Here is a 19,633-nt window from a genome sequence, read left to right as displayed (position 1 = left end):
TATGCTCGCCTCCTTACAGACTTGCTTTTTTTGTATGATAGTCTGTTGCTTGCTCAAACGCATGTGCAACGCGGTAAATTGTCGCTTCATCGAAGTGTTTACCAATGATTTGTAGACCAAGTGGCATGTTGTTAGCACCGAATCCACATGGAACAGAAATCGCTGGAACACCCGCTAAGTTTACTGGGATTGTTAAAATGTCATTTGCATACATTGTCATTGGATCGTCCACTTTTTCGCCCACTTTAAATGCCGGAGTTGGCGTTGTTGGTCCAATAATAACATCATAGTTAGCAAATACATTTTCAAAGTCGTTCTTAATTAATGTACGTACTTGTTGTGCTTTTTTGTAATATGCATCATAGTAACCAGAGCTAAGAGCAAATGTACCAAGCATAATACGACGTTTTACTTCATCACCGAAACCTTCGCTACGTGTATTTTTGTAAAGATCTAATAAATTATTTACATTATCAGAACGAACACCGTAACGTACGCCATCAAAGCGTGAAAGGTTAGCAGATGCTTCAGAAGAAGATAGTAAGTAATACGTTGCTAGAGCGTATTTAGAGTGCGGAAGAGATACTTCTTCCCAAGTTGCGCCCATACCTTCTAATACTTTTAAAGCAGCTAATACTGACTCACGAGCTTCCTCGCCAACACCTTCGCCTAAGTATTCTTTTGGTACAGCAATGCGTAAACCTTTAACGTCGCCTGTTAAGCCAGCTAAATAGTTTCCAACTTCAACATTTGCAGAAGTTGCATCCATACGGTCAATACCTGAAATAGCTTGTAATAAGTATGCATTGTCTTCTACTGTACGTGTAATCGGTCCGATTTGGTCAAGTGAAGATGCGAATGCTACTAATCCGTAACGAGATACGCGTCCGTAAGTTGGTTTTAAACCTACAACGCCGCAATATGCAGCTGGTTGACGGATAGAACCACCTGTATCAGAACCTAGAGAGAATAATACTTCTCCTGCTGCTACAGCTGCCGCAGAACCACCACTAGATCCGCCTGGAACGTAATCTAAGTTCCATGGATTTTTCGTAGCGTAGAAACCTGAGTTTTCATTTGAAGAACCCATTGCGAACTCGTCCATATTTAATTTACCGATTGTAACTGTGTCAGCAGCTTTTAGCTTTTGCACAACTGTCGCATCATAAATTGGATCGAAGTTTGCTAACATTTTGCTCGCACAAGTAGTACGAAGACCGTTAGTTACAATGTTATCTTTTACACCGATTGGCATACCGAATAATAACCCATTATCTTCAGCACCAATCTTTGCATCTAATTCTTTCGCTTTCGCGCGTGCATTTTCTTCATCTAATGTAAGAAAAGCTTTTACGTTATCTTCAACATCCGCAATACGTTTGTAAGATTCTTCTACTAAATCCGTAACGGAAATTTCTTTGTTGTTTAACTTCTTATGTAACTCTGATACCGAATGATCAAATAATGACATCGAAATTCCCCTCCTCTATTCTAATACTGCTGGAACACGGATTTGATTATCTTTGTGATCCGGTGCATTTTTTAATACTTCTTCTACTGGTAAACCTTTTTCAGGTACATCTTCACGCATAACATTTTTCATAGTTAATACATGAGTTGTTGGTTTTACATCTGTTGTATCTAATTCATTTAACTGTTCTGCAAATGTAACAATTGCATCTAGTTGTTTTTGAAATTTTTCTGCTTCTTGATCAGTAATTGCAAGACGTGCTAAATGTGCAACGTGCTTTACATTCTCAACGGAAATTCTTGACACGGCTAGGCCACCTCCATAATATATCGTTCAATCTACAATACTATTGATGATACCAAATTTTCAGTACTTCAAGCAAGTCAACACATAGCACTTACAGCATTTTTACATAAAAAAAGAAAGGCAAATGCCTTTCTTTACAATTTAGTCTTTATCTAGCGGTTCATTTTTCGGAAATCTCTCGTTATCTTCTTCATTATCACGAATTGTTTTTTGTAATACAAAACAAGACATCGTTAAAAATAATGTTCCAATTAAATAGTATCCTTTTACACTAAGCGTTTCATCTAACGTATAAATCCCAATTAGCATACCTGAAAGCGCACAAACAAATGAAGTCCATGCTAAAAACGTGAACGCTTGCGTATTTCGTCTTCTCATCGTTCTCCCCCTCGTTAGCTGTACACCCATTATAGATAAATATATTTATCATGATGGATTTTTATGTAAAATATCTTTTTCTATTTATTAATCTACCATAAAAAAATTCCATTTTGAATATAATTTTCTGTCTAATCCGAAAAAACAGTTAAAATCATTGACATTTATTTCAATTCCGCATAAAATAAAAACAAATATTACGAACCTCGAAATATACGGGAGTGGAAATAATTGTTGCAATATGAACATTTTTTAGACTTACTGCTAGATAACGCCAAGAAACTTTTCTATCCTGAAGAATGGGTAAGCCTTGATTTAACACTTTCCAAGACAGAAGTATTTTGTTTACTTTGGATGGAACGAAATACAAATATCACAATGACAAAAATTGCTGACCTTCTTGATATACCGATGAGTACAACGACAGGCGTTGTAAATCGCCTTGTAAAAAAAGGGTATATTGAACGGTACCGTGATGAAAACGATCGACGTATTGTATTAATTCGTTTAACAGAAAACGGCTTAATGCTCGTTCAAGAGGTAAAACAAAATGCAGCCCATTACTTTAGCCTAGTGACGGAGGCATTGTCAGAGGAAGAAAAAGCATTCTTACTACAAATCTTCCAAAAAATTATGAATCACATCGCTACGGCACAACAAAAAACAGAAGAAAAGGTTTCTACACCTAAAATGAAAAACATTCCGATTGAATAAAACCCTAGCTGGGTTTTTATTCAATATTTTATTTCGTAACTCGTAATATTCGACACTCGAAACAAAGGGGATATGATGATGAGAATTATTTTATATACAGGTAAAGGCGGCGTAGGAAAAACTAGCATTTCAGCAGCAACGGCGCTTCAAAGTGCAAAACGGGGTTTAAAAACTTTAGTAATGAGTACAGATCCCGCTCATAGTTTAGGAGATTCATTTGGTATAAAGCTATCTTCTGAGCCATTAGAAATTCGAGAAAATTTATGGGCACAAGAAATTAATACTATTTATGAAATGGAAAAAGGCTGGGGTAAATTGCAGAAATACATTACACTGCTCTTCACTTCTAAAGCAGCTGATGATATTACGACAGAAGAATTAACGATGTTTCCTGGTATGGAAGATTTAATTAGCTTACTTCGAGTACTCGATTACTATAAACAAAACACCTATGACGTCATCATTATTGATTGCGCACCAACAGGAGAAACTTTAGCAATGCTCAGCTTTCCAGACATGCTCGGCTGGTGGATGGAAAAACTCTTTCCTATTAAAAGAAAGGTTTTAAAAGTCGTCCGTCCTGTAGCACAACCCCTTCTCGGCGTCCCTCTCCCAACAGACGATATTATGGATGAATTAACAAATACATTAGAACAACTCGGAGAAATGCGGGATATTTTATCAAACCGAGAAGTAACGAGTATTCGCGTTGTTGTAAATCCTGAAAAAATGGTCATTAAAGAAGCTCAGCGCAGCTTTACGTATTTAAACTTATACGATTATAACGTAGATGCCATTATGATTAACCGCGTCATCCCTAACACTGTCACCGATCCTTACTTTCAAGCATGGAAAGATACACAAAAGAAATATAAAGCATTAATTCAAGATAGTTTTCAGCCACTTCCTATTTACGAAGCCCCGATGTTTGAACAAGAAGTTGTTGGTTTACCTATGTTAGAGCGTGTAGGAAATGCTCTATTTAAAACTGATCCTTGTCCTACTGAAGTAAAATTTAACGGCCGCACACAATATGTAAAAAAAGATGGCGATGAATATATTTTCGTTCTTTCCATTCCCTTCTCAAACAAAAGTGAACTTTCATTAAATCAAAAAGGTGATGAGCTTATCATTCGAGCTGGTTCTGTTAAACGGAACATCACATTACCAAAAACGTTAACACATCTTTCTATTCAAGGAGCAAAATTTGAAGAAGATGTACTAAACATTCGGTTTGGAGGTGTAGTACATGCATGAAGAACTACTACGAAGGGTAATTCGGACCAAGATAAAAGTCGGTATGCATATATTAGAAGAGCTACCTGATCCAATCCAGCAATCAGCTAAGCAAATGCTAAATATTTTGCAAGAGGAGCTAGCTGCTTATCCGAAAGAACAAGAGCATCCTGAAGATAATTTAAAAAGTATTGTAATTGAATAACAAAAAAAAAGACCAGGAAAACTCCTGGTCCATCACTCTACTTAACAAACATTGGATTCTACGTTATACAAAATTAGAAGATACAGAATTAGGGTTTGTTAAGTAGATTATATGTTGAACGAACTAACAGCGGAGGGGTTCCTTCTATTAGTCCATTAAACCCAATAATTATTTTACGATTTTTTCAAGCTCCTCAAGTGAAAGATCTACTGAAATGGAACCATCATTTGTTTCTTTCTTAATTGCATCTGTTACTTCTTTTGAATGATATAGTTCAATTACTTTTTTCAGTGTTGGATCATCTTTATCTTTCGTACGAGCTGCGAAAATATTAATATAGGCCTTCGCATTTTCATCCTTTGGATCTTCTAAGAAAATTGGATCCTTCGCTGGATCTAATCCAGCTTGACCCGCAACACCGTTATTAATAACTGAAGCTGCTACATCTTTTAGAACACGAGGTGTTTGCTGTGCGATAACCGGTGTAATTTTTAACTTCTTCGGATTTTCAGCAATGCCACTTGGATCTCCAAATAAGCCAAAGTCTTTCTTAAGCTTTAATAAACCTGCTGCATCAAGAAGTTTTAATGCACGTGCTTGGTTCGTTGGATCGTTCGGAATAGCGATTTCTGAACCATCTGGGATTTCATTTGCCTTCTTATATTTTTCAGAGTATAAGCCCATTGGTGCAATTTGTGTTGTACCAACAGCTGTAATATCTAATTTATGCTCTTTTTTAAATTGCTCTAAGAAAGCAACATGTTGGAAGGCATTTAGTTCAATGTCTCCATCAGCTAACGCTTTATTTGGCGTTGTGTAATCAGAGAACTCAATCAATTTAACTTTAATCCCTTCTTTTTCAGCTTTTTCCTTTACAATTTCCCAAGCGTTTCCATCAGTTCCAGTTACACCGACGCGAACTACTTTCTCTTTCGCTCCTGCATCTGAGCAGCCGCTTAATGCTGAAATTCCTACAATCGCTGATAATGCAAACGCTAAAATTTTCTTCATTTTATTTTCCCCTCTTCCTTTTTATGATCTGCGTAAAAAGACTTTCGCAAAGTAGTTCCCTAAATTTTGAGCTATCTGTACGAGAATAATAAGTAAAACAACCGTTACGAACATAACTGATGTATCAAAACGTTGATAACCATATGTCATCGCTAAGTCGCCAAGACCGCCACCACCGACAAGTCCAGCAACTGCTGAAAATTCAATTAAACCAACCGTCATAAACGTGACACCTAAGATCAATGGTGCTAACGCTTCTGGCACAAGAATTTCAAAAACGATTCTAAGTGGTGAAGCTCCCATCGCTTGCGCTGCTTCAATTACCCCTTTCGGAACAGAAACAAGATTTGTTTCAACCATTCTAGCAATACCAATTGATGCAACTAACGTCATTGGGAAGATCGCTGCCGCTGTTCCAATTGTCGTTCCGATTACGCTTCTTGTTATCGGACTTAAAGCTACTAAAAAGATAATGAACGGAACCGGACGAATTGTATTAATAATGACATTAAGAATTGAAAAGACCCATTTATTTTCTAAAAAGTTCCCTTTACGTGTTACATATAAAAGTAAACCTAGAGGTATACCAAGAATTGTAGCAAATATAAGGGTTACAATTACCATTAAGAGGGTATCCCCCGTCGCATCTAATATACGAGGCCAAAATATACTCCAATCAACTCGCATGAGCTTCTACCTCCTTCAGCTGCACTTGCAGTCTTAGATGTTGTAATGCTTTTTGGATTTCCTTTTGCTCACCTTGCAATTCTACAAGAAGATTTCCAAATAACACATTTTGAAGTTCAATAATATTTCCGTACAGTACGTTTACATCGACGTTATAATTTTTCGCGATATATGATAGTACCGGCTGTCCTGTCTCCTCACCAGTAAACGTTAAACGATAAATCTGTCCACCATTTTGAATTTTCGCTAGAACACTTTCTGGTAAATGATCATTAATAACAGAACGTACAAAATTTTGAGTCGTCTTTGTTTTTGGTTGTGTGAAAACATCAAACAGTTTTCCTTCTTCAATAACTTTTCCCTTCTCCATTACAGCTACACGGTGACAAATTTCTTTCACCACATGCATTTCATGTGTAATAAGAAGAATTGTTAAATTATATTCTCGATTTACTTTTTTCAATAAGTTCAAAATTTCTGTCGTTGTTTCTGGATCTAAAGCTGATGTCGCCTCATCACATATAAGAATATCCGGCGATGTTGCAAGTGCTCTTGCAATCCCAACACGTTGCTTTTGTCCGCCTGATAGCTGCTCTGGATAATAGTTTGCTTTATCTTCTAACCCTACAAACTTCAGCAGTTCATTTACCCTTTCTTTGATCTCATTCTTTGGTACTTTCGCTAACTTTAATGGATAAGCAATATTTCCAAACACTGTTCTTGAATTAAATAAATTAAAGCTTTGAAAAATCATCCCGATTCTTTGTCTTAATTTACGTAATTCTTTCGTCGACAATGATGTAATATCTTTATCATCTATTGAAATCGTTCCCGCAGTTGGTCTTTCCAACATGTTTACTAAGCGTAATAACGTACTCTTTCCAGCGCCACTAAAACCGATAATGCCAAAAATTTCGCCCTTCTCAACTGATAACGTTACATCCTCCACCGCATGAACAGATTGCCCACCTGATTCATATACTTTACTTACATTGTTAAAAGAAATCATTTTCTTCCCTCCTATATGCTATAAAAACTTGAAGGAGAGCTTTCGAGGTAAAATAAAAAGTGCTCTCCTTCTTATCAACCATAAAGATAAGAAGGAGAGCACTTATATGTACTCATTCACATCTTCTCATCTTCCAAGCCTTTATAGGCTTGCTGGAGTTAGCACGGTATTAAAAAAACCCGTTGCTGAGGTATCGTAGGGCCAGTCCCTCCACCTCTCTGGATAAGAATGTATCGATTTAATTGTCGTTTAATTAATTCTCATTATAGAACTCTGAATAATAAGAGTCAATATATTTTTCGGAAAAATATTAATTATTTCTTTATTGAAATTTTAGAATAAAAAATAATAAAAAAATAGTAATCTTTAAAGTTATGTAAAATTCTTCTCCCTCATATTTTTAAACAGGAGAATCTTCTCTATGAATTGAATAACATTATTTGAATATGAAATTGGAGGAAGATAAATATATGAAAACAACTCTTTTACTCGTTGATATTCAAAATGATTATTTTCCAAATGGAAAGATGGAATTGCGTAATCCAGTAGAAGCAAGTGAATACGCTAGTCAGCTATTGCAACACTTTAGAATAAAAAACAAACCTATTTTTCATATCCAACATGTAGCAATAAAAGATGATGCTACTTTTTTTCTACCAAATACAGAAGGTGTACATATTCACGAAAATGTCCGTCCACTTAGAGAAGAAATGGTTATACTCAAACATTATCCAAATAGCTTCCGAGAAACTGATCTTCTAGAACAATTACAGCGTTTAGACATTGAGCACGTCGTCATATGCGGGATGATGACCCATATGTGTATTGATGCTACCGTAAGGGCTGCTTTTGATTTCGGCTTTCAATGTACCGTTATACATGATGCTTGTGCTACAAAAGATCTTTCATTTAAAAACGCTACTATACCAGCTGTTTATATTCACAATACAATTCTGGCAAGTTTAAATGGAGTGTATGCAAATGTAATGAGTACGGAAGAGTTTTTAACTACAAAAAAACACTCCATTCAGTGAGCAAAACCGAAAAGAGTGTTTCTTGTCAAACCATAGATTTTCTTTCAAATTGTATTATACAGTAAATCCTTAAAATGAATACTAAAAAATGTGACTAATAAGTCAACTTTTCTCGTTGTTTTGTTTCTATTTACATGTTTACCCCGGTATTAATAGGGTTTAGCTAGTTCTAATCACCTCATAGTAATATATGGTAATTACTTTCAATTCAAATGAACTAGTTTCCCCTATTATAGGGTACGTTAAAGCATACATTGTCCAAAACGTTAAATATATATAACTATAAATGGCTATGGAAAAATAAAGCCTGTATCTTCAATGGCCAAGTACTTTTCGATATAGGCTCTATTATTTGTTGTATCTTTAAAATAACGTTTGATCAAAAACATGGGTATGTGTAGCAATGGAACAAAAACTTACGTTAAGTATTAGCGGACATAAACTACTGATTTATATATATTTGAACGATGAATAACTTACCTATTTTCTTGTGTTTGCTCGCGCCATATACAGAAAAATTCTGGAAAACGTAACGTATTATTTATCTGTTTGTTTTTGCTTCTTTTTCAAATACTCCGCACGCAATTTTTCAAGTTGCTGCTTTTTATCAAATTTGGCAGGCGTCTGTTTTTCATGAAACTTTGCCACAGCTACCTGACTTTTGTAATCCAATTGGTATTTTCCCACTTTGTTCACCTACTTTTCTTGTCTTTAAAGAGAATCTATTCAACAAATATAATATACCTTATTTTACTGAAATAAACTTTATTACTTTATTAGTTTTTCTACTTATATCTATCTTAATCCACATATAGAAGGTTTTTCAAAAAAAAGAGATCTTCGCTGACTGCGAAGATCTCTTCTACTATTTCTTATAAAGTTTCAGAAGTAGTTTTTGCTTGCATGTGAAGTGCTAAGTAATCAGGGCCACCAGCTTTAGAGTCTGTACCAGACATGTTAAAGCCACCGAATGGTTGGTAACCTACGATTGCACCAGTACATCCACGGTTGAAGTATAAGTTACCAACGTGGAATTCTTCACGTGCTTTTTCAATATGGTCACGGTTGTTAGAAACAACTGCTCCTGTTAAACCGTATTCTGTATTGTTTGCAATTGCAAGTGCATGATCAAAGTCTTTTGCTTTACAGAATGCTACTACTGGTCCGAAGATTTCTTCTTTCATTAAGCGAGCATCTTCTGCAACGTCAGCAACGATTGTTGGTTGGATGAACCAGCCTTTAGAATCGTCTCCTTCGCCACCTGCTAGAATTCTACCTTCTTCTTTACCAATTGCAACATAGCTCATTACTTTATCGAATGCAGCTTGGTCATTAACAGGACCCATGTTTGTACCTAATACAGCTGGGTTAGCAACTGTTAATTCTTTTGTTAATTCAACAGCACGGTTTAATACGTGATCGTATACATCTTCATGGATTACTGCACGAGAACATGCAGAACATTTTTGTCCTGAGAATCCGAATGCTGATGCAACGATAGATTTAGCTGCTAATTCAAGATCTGCTTCTTTATCAACAACGATTGTATCTTTACCGCCCATTTCAGCGATAACACGTTTTAACCAAATTTGTCCTGGATTTACTTTTGCTGCACGCTCATAAATACGAATACCTACATCGCGTGATCCAGTGAAGCTAACAAAACGTGTACGAGGGTGATCTACTAAGTAGTCACCAACTTCAGAACCATTACCTGGAACGAAGTTTACTACGCCAGCTGGTAAGCCAGCTTCTTCTAATACTTCCATAAATTTCGCTGCTACTACAGGAGTTGTACTAGCTGGTTTTAGTAATACTGTGTTACCAGAAACTAAAGCAGCTGTTGTCATACCCGCCATAATTGCGAATGGGAAGTTCCAAGGAGAAATGATAACACCTACTCCTAATGGAATGTAAGAGAAACGATTATATTCAATTGGACGGCTTTCTACTGGAATACCGTCTTTTAATTTTAACATTTGACGACCATAATATTCCATAAAGTCGATTGCTTCTGCTGTATCAGCATCTGCCTCATTCCATGGTTTACCCGCTTCTTTTACAAGAATAGCAGAGAACTCATGTTTTCTACGGCGAACGATTGCTGCAGCACGGAATAAAATGTCTGCACGCATTTCTGGTTTTGACTTTCTCCAAGTTTGGAATGTTTCATCCGCTACTTGCATTGCTTTTTCAGCTAATTCACGGCTTGCTTTTGAAACGCGACCAACAAGTTCCTCTTTATTTGCAGGGTTTACAGAAACAATTTTGTCTTCTGTAGTGATTTTTTCTCCCCCGATAATTAATGGATAGTCTTGTCCAAGATAAGATTCTACTTTCTTTAAACCCTCTTCAAACGCTAATTTGTTAGCCTCTACTGAAAAATCTGTAAATGGCTCATGTTTGTATGCTACTACCATTTTTTTAGCCTCCCCTTAGAAAAACGTTTACATTTTACAACATTATTCTACACGATAATTTAGATTTATTCAAATATTCCTAGACTTATATTTTAAAAATTAATTAATTTTTAAAATATAATAAAAAAAATAGATTCATACATACGTATGAATCTACAAAACATGAGTATATTCCAAAATGTTTTTCCCTATTAATAAAATAGTAACTAATAAAAATAAAGTCCTTACATATCCAACACCTTTTTGAATAGCAAACTTCGATCCAAAATAAGCACCTAAAATCATTGATAACCCCATAATAATACCGTATTCAAAATGAATTACATCTAAAAATAAAAAAGTAATTAAAGATACTATATTACTAACGAAATTCAAAAGTTTTCCAGATGCTGCCGCTTGAATAAAATCCAAACCAATTAATAAAAATGCAAAAATTAAAAAGGATCCTGTCCCCGGTCCAAAAAAACCATCATAAAACCCTATCATTAAAATAACTAAGAAAAATATTAATGTTTTTCCTTTTGTCATCTTTTTATAGGTAGATACACTTCCCCAATCTTTTTTTGAAATAATAAAAATAGCAATAAAAACCAACATTACGAGTACTAGTGGACGCAAAATATCAGGTGGAATAAATTTTACTACTAAAGCACCTGCAACTGCTCCAATGATAGTTAATGGGATTAACTTTCCTACAATTTTAAAATCGACCTTTCCTGATCGAATAAAATAAACTGCACTCGTGAACGTCCCCATTGTTGCAGCTAATTTATTCGTTGCAATTGCCGAAGCTGGTGGTAAACCAACAAACATAAGCGCAGGAAGCGAAATTAACCCTCCCCCTCCAACAACTGAATCAATAAAAGCTGCTAAAAAACCGAATGCAATTAATAAAATAATGACTTGAAAACTTAATTCGTCCATGAGCTTTACCCCTTACCCCATTATTTATAACATTTTAAATTATAACAAAATTCCTCAAGAAAAAAAGCTGTTCCAAAAGGAACAGCCCTCCTATTTAATCTAAAATTTTCACCAATGGTTCATCTTGCTTCGCTTCACGTATAATAATAGCTTCTGGACGTTCTACAGATTTAATCGTTACTTGTACTTTCATGTAATTCGGGAAGTATTCCATAACAAGCCCTGCTACATATTGTGTAAAACCAATTATTTCAGCTTTCCCATTGAATTGGACAGGAATTTCAAGCTTCATTTCTTTTAGTTCATCATCTTTATACATACCAGTACCGATAACAGCCGTATAGTCACCTTGGAAGTAATCGCTTAGTTTTGCTTTAAAATTTGATACTCTTGCAAGATCTTCACGTTTATTATCCGTTTTCGCTTGTTCAGATGGGAACAAATAATATTTCTCATTAATTTGTTTCCAATCCTCAACCGCTTCACTACCTTTTTCTACATTCGCATAAGAAACAAAATTACCTGGTACGAGTGAAGACTTTGGAGCTTGGCGATAAATCGCAAATGTTATCGGGACATTTTTTGTGCTAGGGTCTTTTTGATGCATGACTTTCAAGATTTCTTGTGCCATTTTTTTCCCTTCAGCTAACATTTTTTCGTCCGGGATTGCAGCCTCACGCGGATAGCCATGCTCTTCCTCATAATATTGAACAGAATTCATCGCTAATCCAACTACAATGCCACCACGTTCAACATCTTTCTCGCCTTTTTTCACATAATAATCATGCTCTAAAATATTTGAAATATATATTGGATTTTTTTTATTTTTCACTTCTAGTGATTCGGATCCTTCACCTAACGCTGGGTTTAACCCTATGTTAGGAAATTTAACCGCATCTTTTTTTAAACTGTCCTCTAGTTCCTTTTGTTGAGCATCTGTACGCTTTCTTTTGACAAGCATTTGTACAGTTTTTGCATCTAGAACACTGCCACCTTTAAAGAAATAATCTTTCGTACTAAATGATTCTTTCGCAATACGCATTAGTCCTGTTTCAAATTCATCTATATCAAGGCGAGTATTTAGCCCTTGTACAACTAAACCACGTGCCGCTCCTGCGTCAAATGGAACAGTTGTCTTATAATATTCATCCGAAATAGAGTATTTTGGGACGATTGCTTGCTCTTTTGCTTTCCCCGATTTCTCAACCACTTTTTCATCTTTGTCGGCACCTGCGCTACACCCACTTACAAGTAGGCCAAGGCTTAATACCGCTAATGCTATTTTTTTCATGGTAAGTTTGCACCTCTTACTTATTTAGCTCTTGTAAGAACCTCTCTTCATTCCAAACTGTAACATTGTGCTTCTCTGCTTGCGCTAATTTTGAGCCAGCAGCTTCACCAGCAACAACTAAATCCGTGCTTTTGCTAACACTTCCTGTTACTTTTCCACCTAATGCCTCAATCTTCTTCTTCGCTTCACTGCGTCCCATAACTTCTAATTTCCCTGTTAAGACGACCGTTTTTCCTGCGAAGTACGATTCAACATTTTGTAAATCAGCAATTTTTATACCTTTGTATACCATGTTCACGCCATACTCTTTAAATTGTTGTAATAGCTCTAATACGTCTTCATTATCGAAATATGTTACAACGGATTGAGCCATTTTTTCACCAATCTCATTAATTCCTTTTAGTTCTTCTTCCGTCGCTTTCACAAGCGCATCCATCGTTTCGAAATGCTCCGCAAACGTACGGGCTGCTTTTGCCCCGACGTGACGAATTCCAAGACCGAATAATAATCGCTCTAATGAGTTTTCTTTAGAGTTCTCAATTGCTTGTACTAAATTTGTTGCTGATTTTTCACCAAAACGCTCTAATTGTAGTAATTGTTCTTTCGTCAATGCATATAAATCTGCAAACGTACGAATATAATCTGCATCAAAGAGCTGTGTAATGACACGCTCTCCAAGTCCGTCAATGTTCATTGCATTTCTTGAAACGAAATGAATTAATCCCTCACGAATTTGGGCAGGACAAGTTGGATTTATACAACGAAGTGCTACTTCTTCTTCTAAACGAACTAGCTCACTCTCACATGCTGGACAATGCGTCGGCATGCGATATTCTTCTTCCTCACCAGTACGTTTATCCAAAATAACGTTCACAACTTCAGGAATAATATCTCCAGCCTTTTTCACAACAACGTAGTCGCCAATTCGAATGTCTTTTTCACGAATTAAATCCTCGTTATGTAAAGAGGCACGACGAACAATCGTACCAGCCACTCGTACTGGCTCTAGCTCTGCAGTCGGTGTTACAACCCCTGTACGACCAACACTTAATTCAATCCCTGTTAACCTTGTTACAACTTCTTCAGCCGGGAATTTATAAGCAATTGCCCATCTCGGACTCTTTGCTGTAGTTCCTAAACTTTCTTGAAGAGCAACATCATCTAATTTTATAACGATTCCATCAATCTCATAATCAAGATTCGGACGTTTTTCCTGCCATTCTTCTACATAAGCTATAACCTCTTCGATTGTTTCACATGTACGGCGATTTGGGTTTGTCTTAAATCCAAGTTCACCTAAGAAATCAAGTGATTCACTATGCGATGGGATCGTTTTTTCTTCTACATTCGCAAGACCGTACACAAACATAGATAGGTTACGCTTCGCTGCAATTTTTGTATCTAGTTGACGTATCGAACCTGCTGCTGCATTACGTGGATTCGCAAATACATCTTCACCATTTTGCTCTTTTTCTTCATTCAATTTAACAAATGAACGCTTCGGCATATAAGCCTCGCCGCGTGCTTCTAACGTTACTTCTTCATTTAATCGAAGTGGAATTGCTTTAATCGTTTTTAAATTTTGGGTAATATCTTCCCCCGTTACACCATCACCACGTGTTGCGCCTTGAATAAAGCGTCCTTTTTCATAATGAAGTGAAACAGCAAGCCCGTCAATTTTTAATTCGCATATATATCTTACATTCGCATCATCAATTCCTTGATGTACTCTTCGGTCAAAATCACGTAGATCACCTTCATTAAATGCATTACCTAAACTTAACATCGGTGATTTATGTGTTACTTTTTCAAATATATCAAGTACAGTTCCCCCAACGCGAATGGATGGAGAGTCTTCACTCATAAACTCTGGGTTCTCTTCTTCTAATTTTATAAGCTCCTGCATATTACGGTCATATTCCGCATCAGAAACAGAAGGATTGTCTAATACGTGATATTGATAGTTAAATGTATTTAACAAATCACGTAGTTCTTCTATACGCTTTTTTGTTATCTCTTTTGACATATCCTCATTCCTTTCCTATTGTTTCGTCACAGGTGCAAATTTTGCTAATAAACGTTTAACACCAATTGGGCTCGGGAACGCAATATCTAACTCTTTTGCATCACCTTCACCTTTTACACTTACAACTGTACCGACTCCCCACTTCTGATGAGAAGCTTTATCGCCTACTGCCCAGCCAATTTGCTCGCCACCTGTTGTCTTAACAGCCGGACGCACGAAAGCTGAACGAGAACGTGTTGTCGTTGCGCTTGTTGTCGTTCTTCCTTTTGTACCAAACGAAGTTTCACGCTTCGGTGTTGTTTCGTTTAATGGTTCCACTAATTCTGCCGGAATTTCTGTAATAAATCGAGATGCTGCATTCATACTCGTTCTACCAAATAAAGTGCGCATTTGCGCATTCGATAAGTATAACTCTTCTTCTGCACGAGTAATACCTACATAAGCAAGACGACGCTCTTCTTGCATTTCATCTTCTTCCATAAGAGAACGCGTATGAGGGAATATCCCTTCCTCTAAGCCAACGATAAAGACAACTGGGAACTCCAATCCTTTTGCTGAGTGCATCGTCATTAAAATAACTTCTTCACCAGCAGTTGGATCTTCATCTACACGATCAATATCAGCAACAAGAGCTAAGTCTGTTAAGAATGCAACAAGGCTCTTATCTTCACTTTGAGATTCGAATGTTTGCGTAACAGATAAAAACTCATCTAAGTTTTCTAAACGGCCTTCTGCTTCTAAAGAACGCTCATTTTTCAACATCTCGCGATAGCCTGTTTTTTCAATAACTTCTTCTACTAGTTCTGTAACAGATAAATACTCTTGCATATTTACCCAATTGTGTAATAAGCTTGCGAATTCTTTTACTGCCTTTGTTATTTTTGCACTTACACCAACATGCTCAATCTCATCAAATACAGCAGTTAATGAAATTCCGTTTTGCACACCGTAATTAATAATTTTATCGATAGAAGTAGCACCAATCCCGCGCTTTGGCATGTTAATAATACGCGCAAAACTAATCTCATCATCTGGATTCCCAATTAAACGTAAGTACGCTAAAATGTCTTTAATCTCTTTACGGTCGTAGAACTTCGTACCGCCGACAATTTTGTAAGGAATATTGGATTTCAGGAAAATCTCCTCGACCATACGAGACTGGGCATTCGTACGATATAATACTGCAAAATCAGTATATTTTCGCTTCCCCATTTGAATATCGTCACGAATTTTTTTCGCAACAAAATATGCTTCGTCCTTTTCCGTTGCAGCACGATAATACGAGATTTTGCTTCCAACTTGATTGTCTGTCCATAATTTCTTCGGTTTACGGTTTGAATTTTTTTCAATAACAGCATTCGCTGCATTCAAAATATTTTGTGATGAACGGTAATTTTGTTCTAACAAAATTACTTGCGCATTCTCATAGTCTTTTTCGAATGACAAAATGTTAGAAATATCAGCACCACGCCAGCGGTAAATAGACTGATCTGAGTCACCTACAACACAAAGATTTTTAAAACGTGCCGCCAAATGTTTAACAAGAAGGTACTGCGCTTTGTTCGTATCTTGATACTCATCAACGTGAATATATTGGAATTTGCGCTGATAAAACTCTAGTACTTCTGGTACACGTTCAAATAGCTGAATCGTTGTCATAATTAAATCATCAAAGTCTAATGAGTTATTTTTCAAAAGTCGTTTTTGATATTCTGTATATACATCGCTCGTTAATTTTTCATATGGATCAGCGATTGTAATTTTTTTTGCATATTTATCTGCAGATAGCAGTTCATTTTTTGCATTACTAATACCCGCTAAAATAGAGCGCGGCTCAAACTTTTTCGGATCAATATTGCGCTCTTTCATAATTTTTTTTACTACAGTTAACTGATCACCTGCATCTAAAATCGTAAAGTTACGATTAATCCCAATGCGGTCGATATCACGTCGTAAAATACGTACGCACATAGAGTGGAACGTAGAAATCCAAATATCTTCTGCTTCTGGTCCGACAAGCGTATCAATACGCTCGCGCATTTCACGAGCAGCTTTATTTGTAAAGGTAATAGCTAGTACATTCCATGGTGCTACACCTTTTTCACCAAGTAAATACGCAATACGATGTGTTAACACACGTGTTTTACCACTACCTGCACCTGCCATTAATAAAAGCGGTCCGCTCGTTGTTTGTACTGCTTTTTGTTGCTGTGGATTTAGTCCATTTAATAACTTATCTGTCATACTCATATGCGCCTGCACCTACTCTCCTTTTACTGCTTTAACTGTTTTTAACGCAGCTTTTATATCATCATAAATAACGTTTCCAACAACTACTGTATCAGCATACTGTGCCATTTCTTTCGCTTGTTCTGCATTAGAAATACCACCGCCATAATATAGTTTAGCTTGTTTCAATTGTGCTTTTACATTTTTAACAAGTTCAATATCTCCATACGTACCGCTATATTCTAAATAGAATATCGGTAAATGTAATAGCTTGTCTGCTAAACGAGCATATGCAATAACGTCATCTTCTGTTAAATCACATTTTGCATCTGTAAGTTGGGCTACTTTCGCTTCTGGATTTAAAACACAATATCCTTCCATGAAAATTTCGTCCCAGTCCATAATATCCCCAAATTCTTTCAATGCTTCGTGATGAACACCTGTTATCCATTCTACTTTTCGGCTATTTAAAACGCTTGGGATGTAATAAAAATCAAATCCTGGTGTAATTGCTTCCACATCAGAAACCTCTAACACACAAGGAACTGCATATCTACGAATGCTAACTAGCATGTGTAATACATTATCAATTGTTACGCCATCACTTCCGCCTACAATAACAGCATCTGTTCCAGACTCACAAATCATTTCTAAATGTTCATCGCTTAACTCCTTATTTGGATCAAGCTTAAATACATGTTTCCACCCGGAAATATCGTACATGAAAACACCCTTTCTTTTCTCTATTTATATACTTCTGTTCAAAATAACAGTTTATTTTTATCAGGATTTTTTTAACTTCATCTTAAATATTTGTTTAAAACGGAGAATTAAGTTTGGAATTCCCTCTTCCATATTTTTTCAAACGGGAGGATTTAACTTTGAACTTCCTTTTATGCATTCTTTCATTATAACAAAAAAAGCTACTTACACACACGCCCATTCCAACATCTTTTTTAACGTCAAATGTTGGATTACATATCATCAAAAGCACACGGGATACTAATAAAAGAAATAGTATTTGCTATTTCGAAGTTCATCAAAAAGGAGTGTTTTTCAAATGAAGCAAAACATCGGTACAATCAATGCTCTAATTCGAATCACACTCGGACTTATCCTCTTCGGTTGTAGTACCGCTAAACTCGTACGCAAACCGTGGTGCACTTGGTCTAAAGTTTTACTATGGTTTGGTGCAATGAAAATTGCAGAGGGGATTGTTCGTTTCTGCCCTATTGCTGAAGTATGTAAATTTGGAAAATTCATGAGTATGGGCGCATTTAAAATGCCTAGCATGAATTTTGCTGAAAAAGGACATGCTAAAGAAGAAGTGAATCAAACTTCCAATCATGACAAACCACAGTCAAATGGAAGTTATGACGCTTCTGACAAAGAGATTGAGTCAGCGATTGAAGATATAATCCTGGCAAAACCGCTTTGAATCATTTGTCACGACGCAAGATGCTCTCAAAGAGACTTAGCTGCTGCAGTGGGCGGTTAAGTCTTCTTTATTTTACCACGAAACAGAACGTACATTCTTATTTTTAACCCTAAAACGTACATAAAAGATATCAATAAATAAAATTCAGAAAATTAGGTTTAAACCCCTTGCTTAAAATGATATAAAAGTGATATCATTTTTATATCAAGGAGGCGATCATATGAAAGAGAAACAAGTATTTTATGTTAATGGATTTCTCGGCATTATCGGGATCCTCATTTTAGCTGCTATCGGTGTATTTTGCCTTGTGCAAGAAATTTTTATAGTAGCAGCATTAACTATTATTGTAGCTGCGGTTCTCGCGACGGGTATTGGTATCGTTCAACCGAACCAAGCGAAAGTCATTACGTTTTTCGGTAATTATTTAGGAACAATTCGTCAAAACGGTTTATTTTTAACAATTCCATTCGCATTCCGTCAAACTGTATCTTTACGCGTTGAAAACTTTAACAGTAAGAAATTAAAAGTAAATGATGTTGAGGGAAATCCAATTGAAATTGCAGCTGTTATCGTATATAAAGTGGTTGATTCTGCAAAAGCAATGTTTGGTGTTGAGCATTACGATCGATTCGTAGAAATCCAAAGTGAAACAGCCATCCGCCACGTTGCAACAAAATATCCTTATGATAATTTCCAAGATGAAACTTGTATTACGTTACGTGGAAATACTGAGGAAATTTCAGAAGAGCTAAAACGCGAATTAGAAGCGCGTCTTGAAATTGCTGGTGTAGAAGTATTAGAAACTCGTTTAACGCATTTAGCTTACGCAACAGAAATTGCCCATGCAATGTTACAACGTCAACAAGCAAAAGCAGTATTAGCTGCTAGAAAAGAGATTGTTGAAGGTGCTGTGAAGATGGCCAAAGATTCAATCCATATGTTAGATGAAGAAGGCGTGCTTGAATTAGATGACGAGCGTAAAGCAAATATGGTAAACAACTTATTAGTTGCCATCGTTTCAGATAAAGGTGCGCAACCAGTTATTAATACAGGAAGCCTATACTAAAAGGTTGTAAATAATTATGGCTAAAAAGAAAAGCTTTCCATTACGTATTGATCCTGAATTACACGCAGTCATCGAAAAATGGGCGAATGATGAGTTTCGTAGCGTCAATGCACACATCGAGTATTTACTTCGAGAAATGGCAAAGCAAAAAGGAAAATTGAAAAAAGATAAAGATGCATAAAAATCCC

General features: G+C 36.2%; 20 protein-coding genes and 1 riboswitch. Of the genes, 7 read left to right on the top strand and 13 right to left on the bottom strand.

The window, feature by feature from the left end; genetic code table 11:
- Positions 1 to 13: 13 nt before the first annotated feature.
- From gatA to COC96_RS25005, 3 genes are all read right to left on the bottom strand, one after another.
- Positions 14 to 1,471 carry an Asp-tRNA(Asn)/Glu-tRNA(Gln) amidotransferase subunit GatA gene (gatA, locus tag COC96_RS25015; RefSeq protein ID WP_000051449.1) on the bottom strand — a complete coding sequence of 486 codons (1,458 nt, stop codon included), beginning with the start codon at positions 1,469 to 1,471 and terminating at the stop codon, positions 14 to 16.
- 15 nt (positions 1,472 to 1,486) lie between these two features.
- Positions 1,487 to 1,777, bottom strand: a complete 291-nt coding sequence (gene gatC, locus COC96_RS25010; protein ID WP_000086999.1) for an Asp-tRNA(Asn)/Glu-tRNA(Gln) amidotransferase subunit GatC — start codon at positions 1,775 to 1,777, stop codon at positions 1,487 to 1,489.
- A gap of 141 nt (positions 1,778 to 1,918) precedes the next feature.
- Positions 1,919 to 2,155, bottom strand: coding sequence for a YiaA/YiaB family inner membrane protein (locus COC96_RS25005; RefSeq protein ID WP_001254392.1), 237 nt, complete (start codon positions 2,153 to 2,155; stop codon positions 1,919 to 1,921).
- A gap of 231 nt (positions 2,156 to 2,386) precedes the next feature.
- Here COC96_RS25005 and COC96_RS25000 point away from each other — a divergent pair, with 231 nt between their 5' ends.
- From COC96_RS25000 to COC96_RS24990, 3 genes are all read left to right on the top strand, one after another.
- Positions 2,387 to 2,869 (top strand): MarR family winged helix-turn-helix transcriptional regulator, encoded by a 483-nt coding sequence (locus COC96_RS25000; RefSeq protein WP_098269722.1) that lies wholly within the window; start codon positions 2,387 to 2,389, stop codon positions 2,867 to 2,869.
- A 75-nt stretch (positions 2,870 to 2,944) separates the two neighbouring features.
- Positions 2,945 to 4,126: an ArsA family ATPase gene (locus tag COC96_RS24995; protein WP_097904980.1), complete on the top strand. Its 1,182-nt coding sequence runs from the start codon at positions 2,945 to 2,947 to the stop codon at positions 4,124 to 4,126.
- Positions 4,119 to 4,310, top strand: coding sequence for a DUF3926 domain-containing protein (locus COC96_RS24990; RefSeq protein WP_097904981.1), 192 nt, complete (start codon positions 4,119 to 4,121; stop codon positions 4,308 to 4,310). Before COC96_RS24995 ends, COC96_RS24990 begins: the two co-directional genes overlap by 8 nt.
- 168 nt (positions 4,311 to 4,478) lie before the next feature.
- Here the strand turns inward: COC96_RS24990 and COC96_RS24985 are convergent, their stop codons facing one another.
- From COC96_RS24985 to COC96_RS24975, 3 genes are read right to left on the bottom strand one after another with little or no spacing between them, the layout of a single operon-like run.
- A complete protein-coding gene (locus COC96_RS24985; RefSeq protein WP_098769588.1) occupies positions 4,479 to 5,321 on the bottom strand; it encodes a MetQ/NlpA family ABC transporter substrate-binding protein in 843 nt (280 codons plus the stop codon).
- Positions 5,322 to 5,342: 21 nt separating this feature from the next.
- Positions 5,343 to 6,008, bottom strand: a complete 666-nt coding sequence (locus tag COC96_RS24980; RefSeq protein ID WP_001261873.1) for a methionine ABC transporter permease — start codon at positions 6,006 to 6,008, stop codon at positions 5,343 to 5,345.
- Positions 5,998 to 7,017 carry a methionine ABC transporter ATP-binding protein gene (locus COC96_RS24975; RefSeq protein ID WP_098769586.1) on the bottom strand — a complete coding sequence of 340 codons (1,020 nt, stop codon included), beginning with the start codon at positions 7,015 to 7,017 and terminating at the stop codon, positions 5,998 to 6,000. The genes COC96_RS24980 and COC96_RS24975 overlap by 11 nt, the downstream gene beginning before the upstream one ends.
- Positions 7,018 to 7,140: 123 nt before the next feature.
- A riboswitch (SAM riboswitch) is annotated at positions 7,141 to 7,246 on the bottom strand.
- A 241-nt stretch (positions 7,247 to 7,487) separates the two neighbouring features.
- On the opposite strand from COC96_RS24975, the gene COC96_RS24965 reads away from it, so the two are divergent.
- The gene (locus tag COC96_RS24965; protein ID WP_098769584.1) at positions 7,488 to 8,051 is read left to right on the top strand and encodes a cysteine hydrolase family protein; all 564 of its coding nucleotides are present in this window, start codon (positions 7,488 to 7,490) and stop codon (positions 8,049 to 8,051) included.
- A gap of 537 nt (positions 8,052 to 8,588) precedes the next feature.
- Here the strand turns inward: COC96_RS24965 and COC96_RS27670 are convergent.
- The 7 genes from COC96_RS27670 to COC96_RS24930 form a co-directional block, all read right to left on the bottom strand.
- Positions 8,589 to 8,738 carry a hypothetical protein gene (locus COC96_RS27670; protein WP_000521653.1) on the bottom strand — a complete coding sequence of 50 codons (150 nt, stop codon included), beginning with the start codon at positions 8,736 to 8,738 and terminating at the stop codon, positions 8,589 to 8,591.
- Between the two features lie 185 nt (positions 8,739 to 8,923).
- Positions 8,924 to 10,471 (bottom strand): L-glutamate gamma-semialdehyde dehydrogenase, encoded by a 1,548-nt coding sequence (gene pruA, locus COC96_RS24955; protein ID WP_098769582.1) that lies wholly within the window; start codon positions 10,469 to 10,471, stop codon positions 8,924 to 8,926.
- A gap of 153 nt (positions 10,472 to 10,624) precedes the next feature.
- Positions 10,625 to 11,395, bottom strand: coding sequence for a TSUP family transporter (locus COC96_RS24950; RefSeq protein ID WP_098269729.1), 771 nt, complete (start codon positions 11,393 to 11,395; stop codon positions 10,625 to 10,627).
- Positions 11,396 to 11,489: 94 nt separating this feature from the next.
- Complete coding sequence (locus COC96_RS24945) at positions 11,490 to 12,686, bottom strand: CamS family sex pheromone protein (protein WP_098269730.1); 1,197 nt, start codon at positions 12,684 to 12,686, stop codon at positions 11,490 to 11,492.
- 16 nt (positions 12,687 to 12,702) lie between these two features.
- The gene (ligA, locus tag COC96_RS24940) at positions 12,703 to 14,712 is read right to left on the bottom strand and encodes an NAD-dependent DNA ligase LigA (protein WP_098769580.1); all 2,010 of its coding nucleotides are present in this window, start codon (positions 14,710 to 14,712) and stop codon (positions 12,703 to 12,705) included.
- A 15-nt stretch (positions 14,713 to 14,727) separates the two neighbouring features.
- Positions 14,728 to 16,962, bottom strand: a complete 2,235-nt coding sequence (gene pcrA, locus COC96_RS24935) for a DNA helicase PcrA (RefSeq protein ID WP_142340038.1) — start codon at positions 16,960 to 16,962, stop codon at positions 14,728 to 14,730.
- A gap of 12 nt (positions 16,963 to 16,974) precedes the next feature.
- On the bottom strand, positions 16,975 to 17,664 hold the full coding sequence (locus tag COC96_RS24930) for a heptaprenylglyceryl phosphate synthase (protein WP_098269732.1): 690 nt from the start codon (positions 17,662 to 17,664) through the stop codon (positions 16,975 to 16,977).
- Positions 17,665 to 18,001: 337 nt separating this feature from the next.
- Here COC96_RS24930 and COC96_RS24925 point away from each other — a divergent pair, with 337 nt between their 5' ends.
- From COC96_RS24925 to COC96_RS24915, 3 genes are all read left to right on the top strand, one after another.
- Entirely contained in the window at positions 18,002 to 18,379 is a 378-nt protein-coding gene (locus COC96_RS24925) for a YgaP family membrane protein (protein ID WP_000812335.1), read from the top strand.
- 220 nt (positions 18,380 to 18,599) lie between these two features.
- Entirely contained in the window at positions 18,600 to 19,445 is an 846-nt protein-coding gene (locus COC96_RS24920) for an SPFH domain-containing protein (RefSeq protein WP_098769577.1), read from the top strand.
- A gap of 16 nt (positions 19,446 to 19,461) precedes the next feature.
- Positions 19,462 to 19,626, top strand: coding sequence for a toxin-antitoxin system HicB family antitoxin (locus COC96_RS24915; RefSeq protein WP_001085171.1), 165 nt, complete (start codon positions 19,462 to 19,464; stop codon positions 19,624 to 19,626).
- Positions 19,627 to 19,633: the final 7 nt, after the last annotated feature.

Origin of the sequence: Bacillus cereus, assembly GCF_002577405.1 — a bacterium.
GTDB classification, from domain to species: domain Bacteria; phylum Bacillota; class Bacilli; order Bacillales; family Bacillaceae_G; genus Bacillus_A; species Bacillus_A cereus_AU.
The sequence above is the reverse complement of the archived record's forward strand: the minus strand, read 5'-3'. Positions and strand labels throughout refer to the sequence as shown.

Coding starts and splice junctions, on each gene's coding strand:
- gatA (WP_000051449.1), bottom strand. CDS start 1,471: ATGTCATTATTTGATCATTCGGTATCAGAGTTACATAAGAAGTTAAAC.
- COC96_RS25005 (WP_001254392.1), bottom strand. CDS start 2,155: ATGAGAAGACGAAATACGCAAGCGTTCACGTTTTTAGCATGGACTTCA.
- COC96_RS24995 (WP_097904980.1), top strand. CDS start 2,945: ATGATGAGAATTATTTTATATACAGGTAAAGGCGGCGTAGGAAAAACT.
- COC96_RS24990 (WP_097904981.1), top strand. CDS start 4,119: ATGCATGAAGAACTACTACGAAGGGTAATTCGGACCAAGATAAAAGTC.
- COC96_RS24985 (WP_098769588.1), bottom strand. CDS start 5,321: ATGAAGAAAATTTTAGCGTTTGCATTATCAGCGATTGTAGGAATTTCA.
- COC96_RS24980 (WP_001261873.1), bottom strand. CDS start 6,008: ATGCGAGTTGATTGGAGTATATTTTGGCCTCGTATATTAGATGCGACG.
- COC96_RS24975 (WP_098769586.1), bottom strand. CDS start 7,017: ATGATTTCTTTTAACAATGTAAGTAAAGTATATGAATCAGGTGGGCAA.
- COC96_RS24965 (WP_098769584.1), top strand. CDS start 7,488: ATGAAAACAACTCTTTTACTCGTTGATATTCAAAATGATTATTTTCCA.
- pruA (WP_098769582.1), bottom strand. CDS start 10,471: ATGGTAGTAGCATACAAACATGAGCCATTTACAGATTTTTCAGTAGAG.
- COC96_RS24950 (WP_098269729.1), bottom strand. CDS start 11,395: ATGGACGAATTAAGTTTTCAAGTCATTATTTTATTAATTGCATTCGGT.
- COC96_RS24945 (WP_098269730.1), bottom strand. CDS start 12,686: ATGAAAAAAATAGCATTAGCGGTATTAAGCCTTGGCCTACTTGTAAGT.
- ligA (WP_098769580.1), bottom strand. CDS start 14,712: ATGTCAAAAGAGATAACAAAAAAGCGTATAGAAGAACTACGTGATTTG.
- pcrA (WP_142340038.1), bottom strand. CDS start 16,962: ATGAGTATGACAGATAAGTTATTAAATGGACTAAATCCACAGCAACAA.
- COC96_RS24930 (WP_098269732.1), bottom strand. CDS start 17,664: ATGTACGATATTTCCGGGTGGAAACATGTATTTAAGCTTGATCCAAAT.
- COC96_RS24925 (WP_000812335.1), top strand. CDS start 18,002: ATGAAGCAAAACATCGGTACAATCAATGCTCTAATTCGAATCACACTC.
- COC96_RS24920 (WP_098769577.1), top strand. CDS start 18,600: ATGAAAGAGAAACAAGTATTTTATGTTAATGGATTTCTCGGCATTATC.
- COC96_RS24915 (WP_001085171.1), top strand. CDS start 19,462: ATGGCTAAAAAGAAAAGCTTTCCATTACGTATTGATCCTGAATTACAC.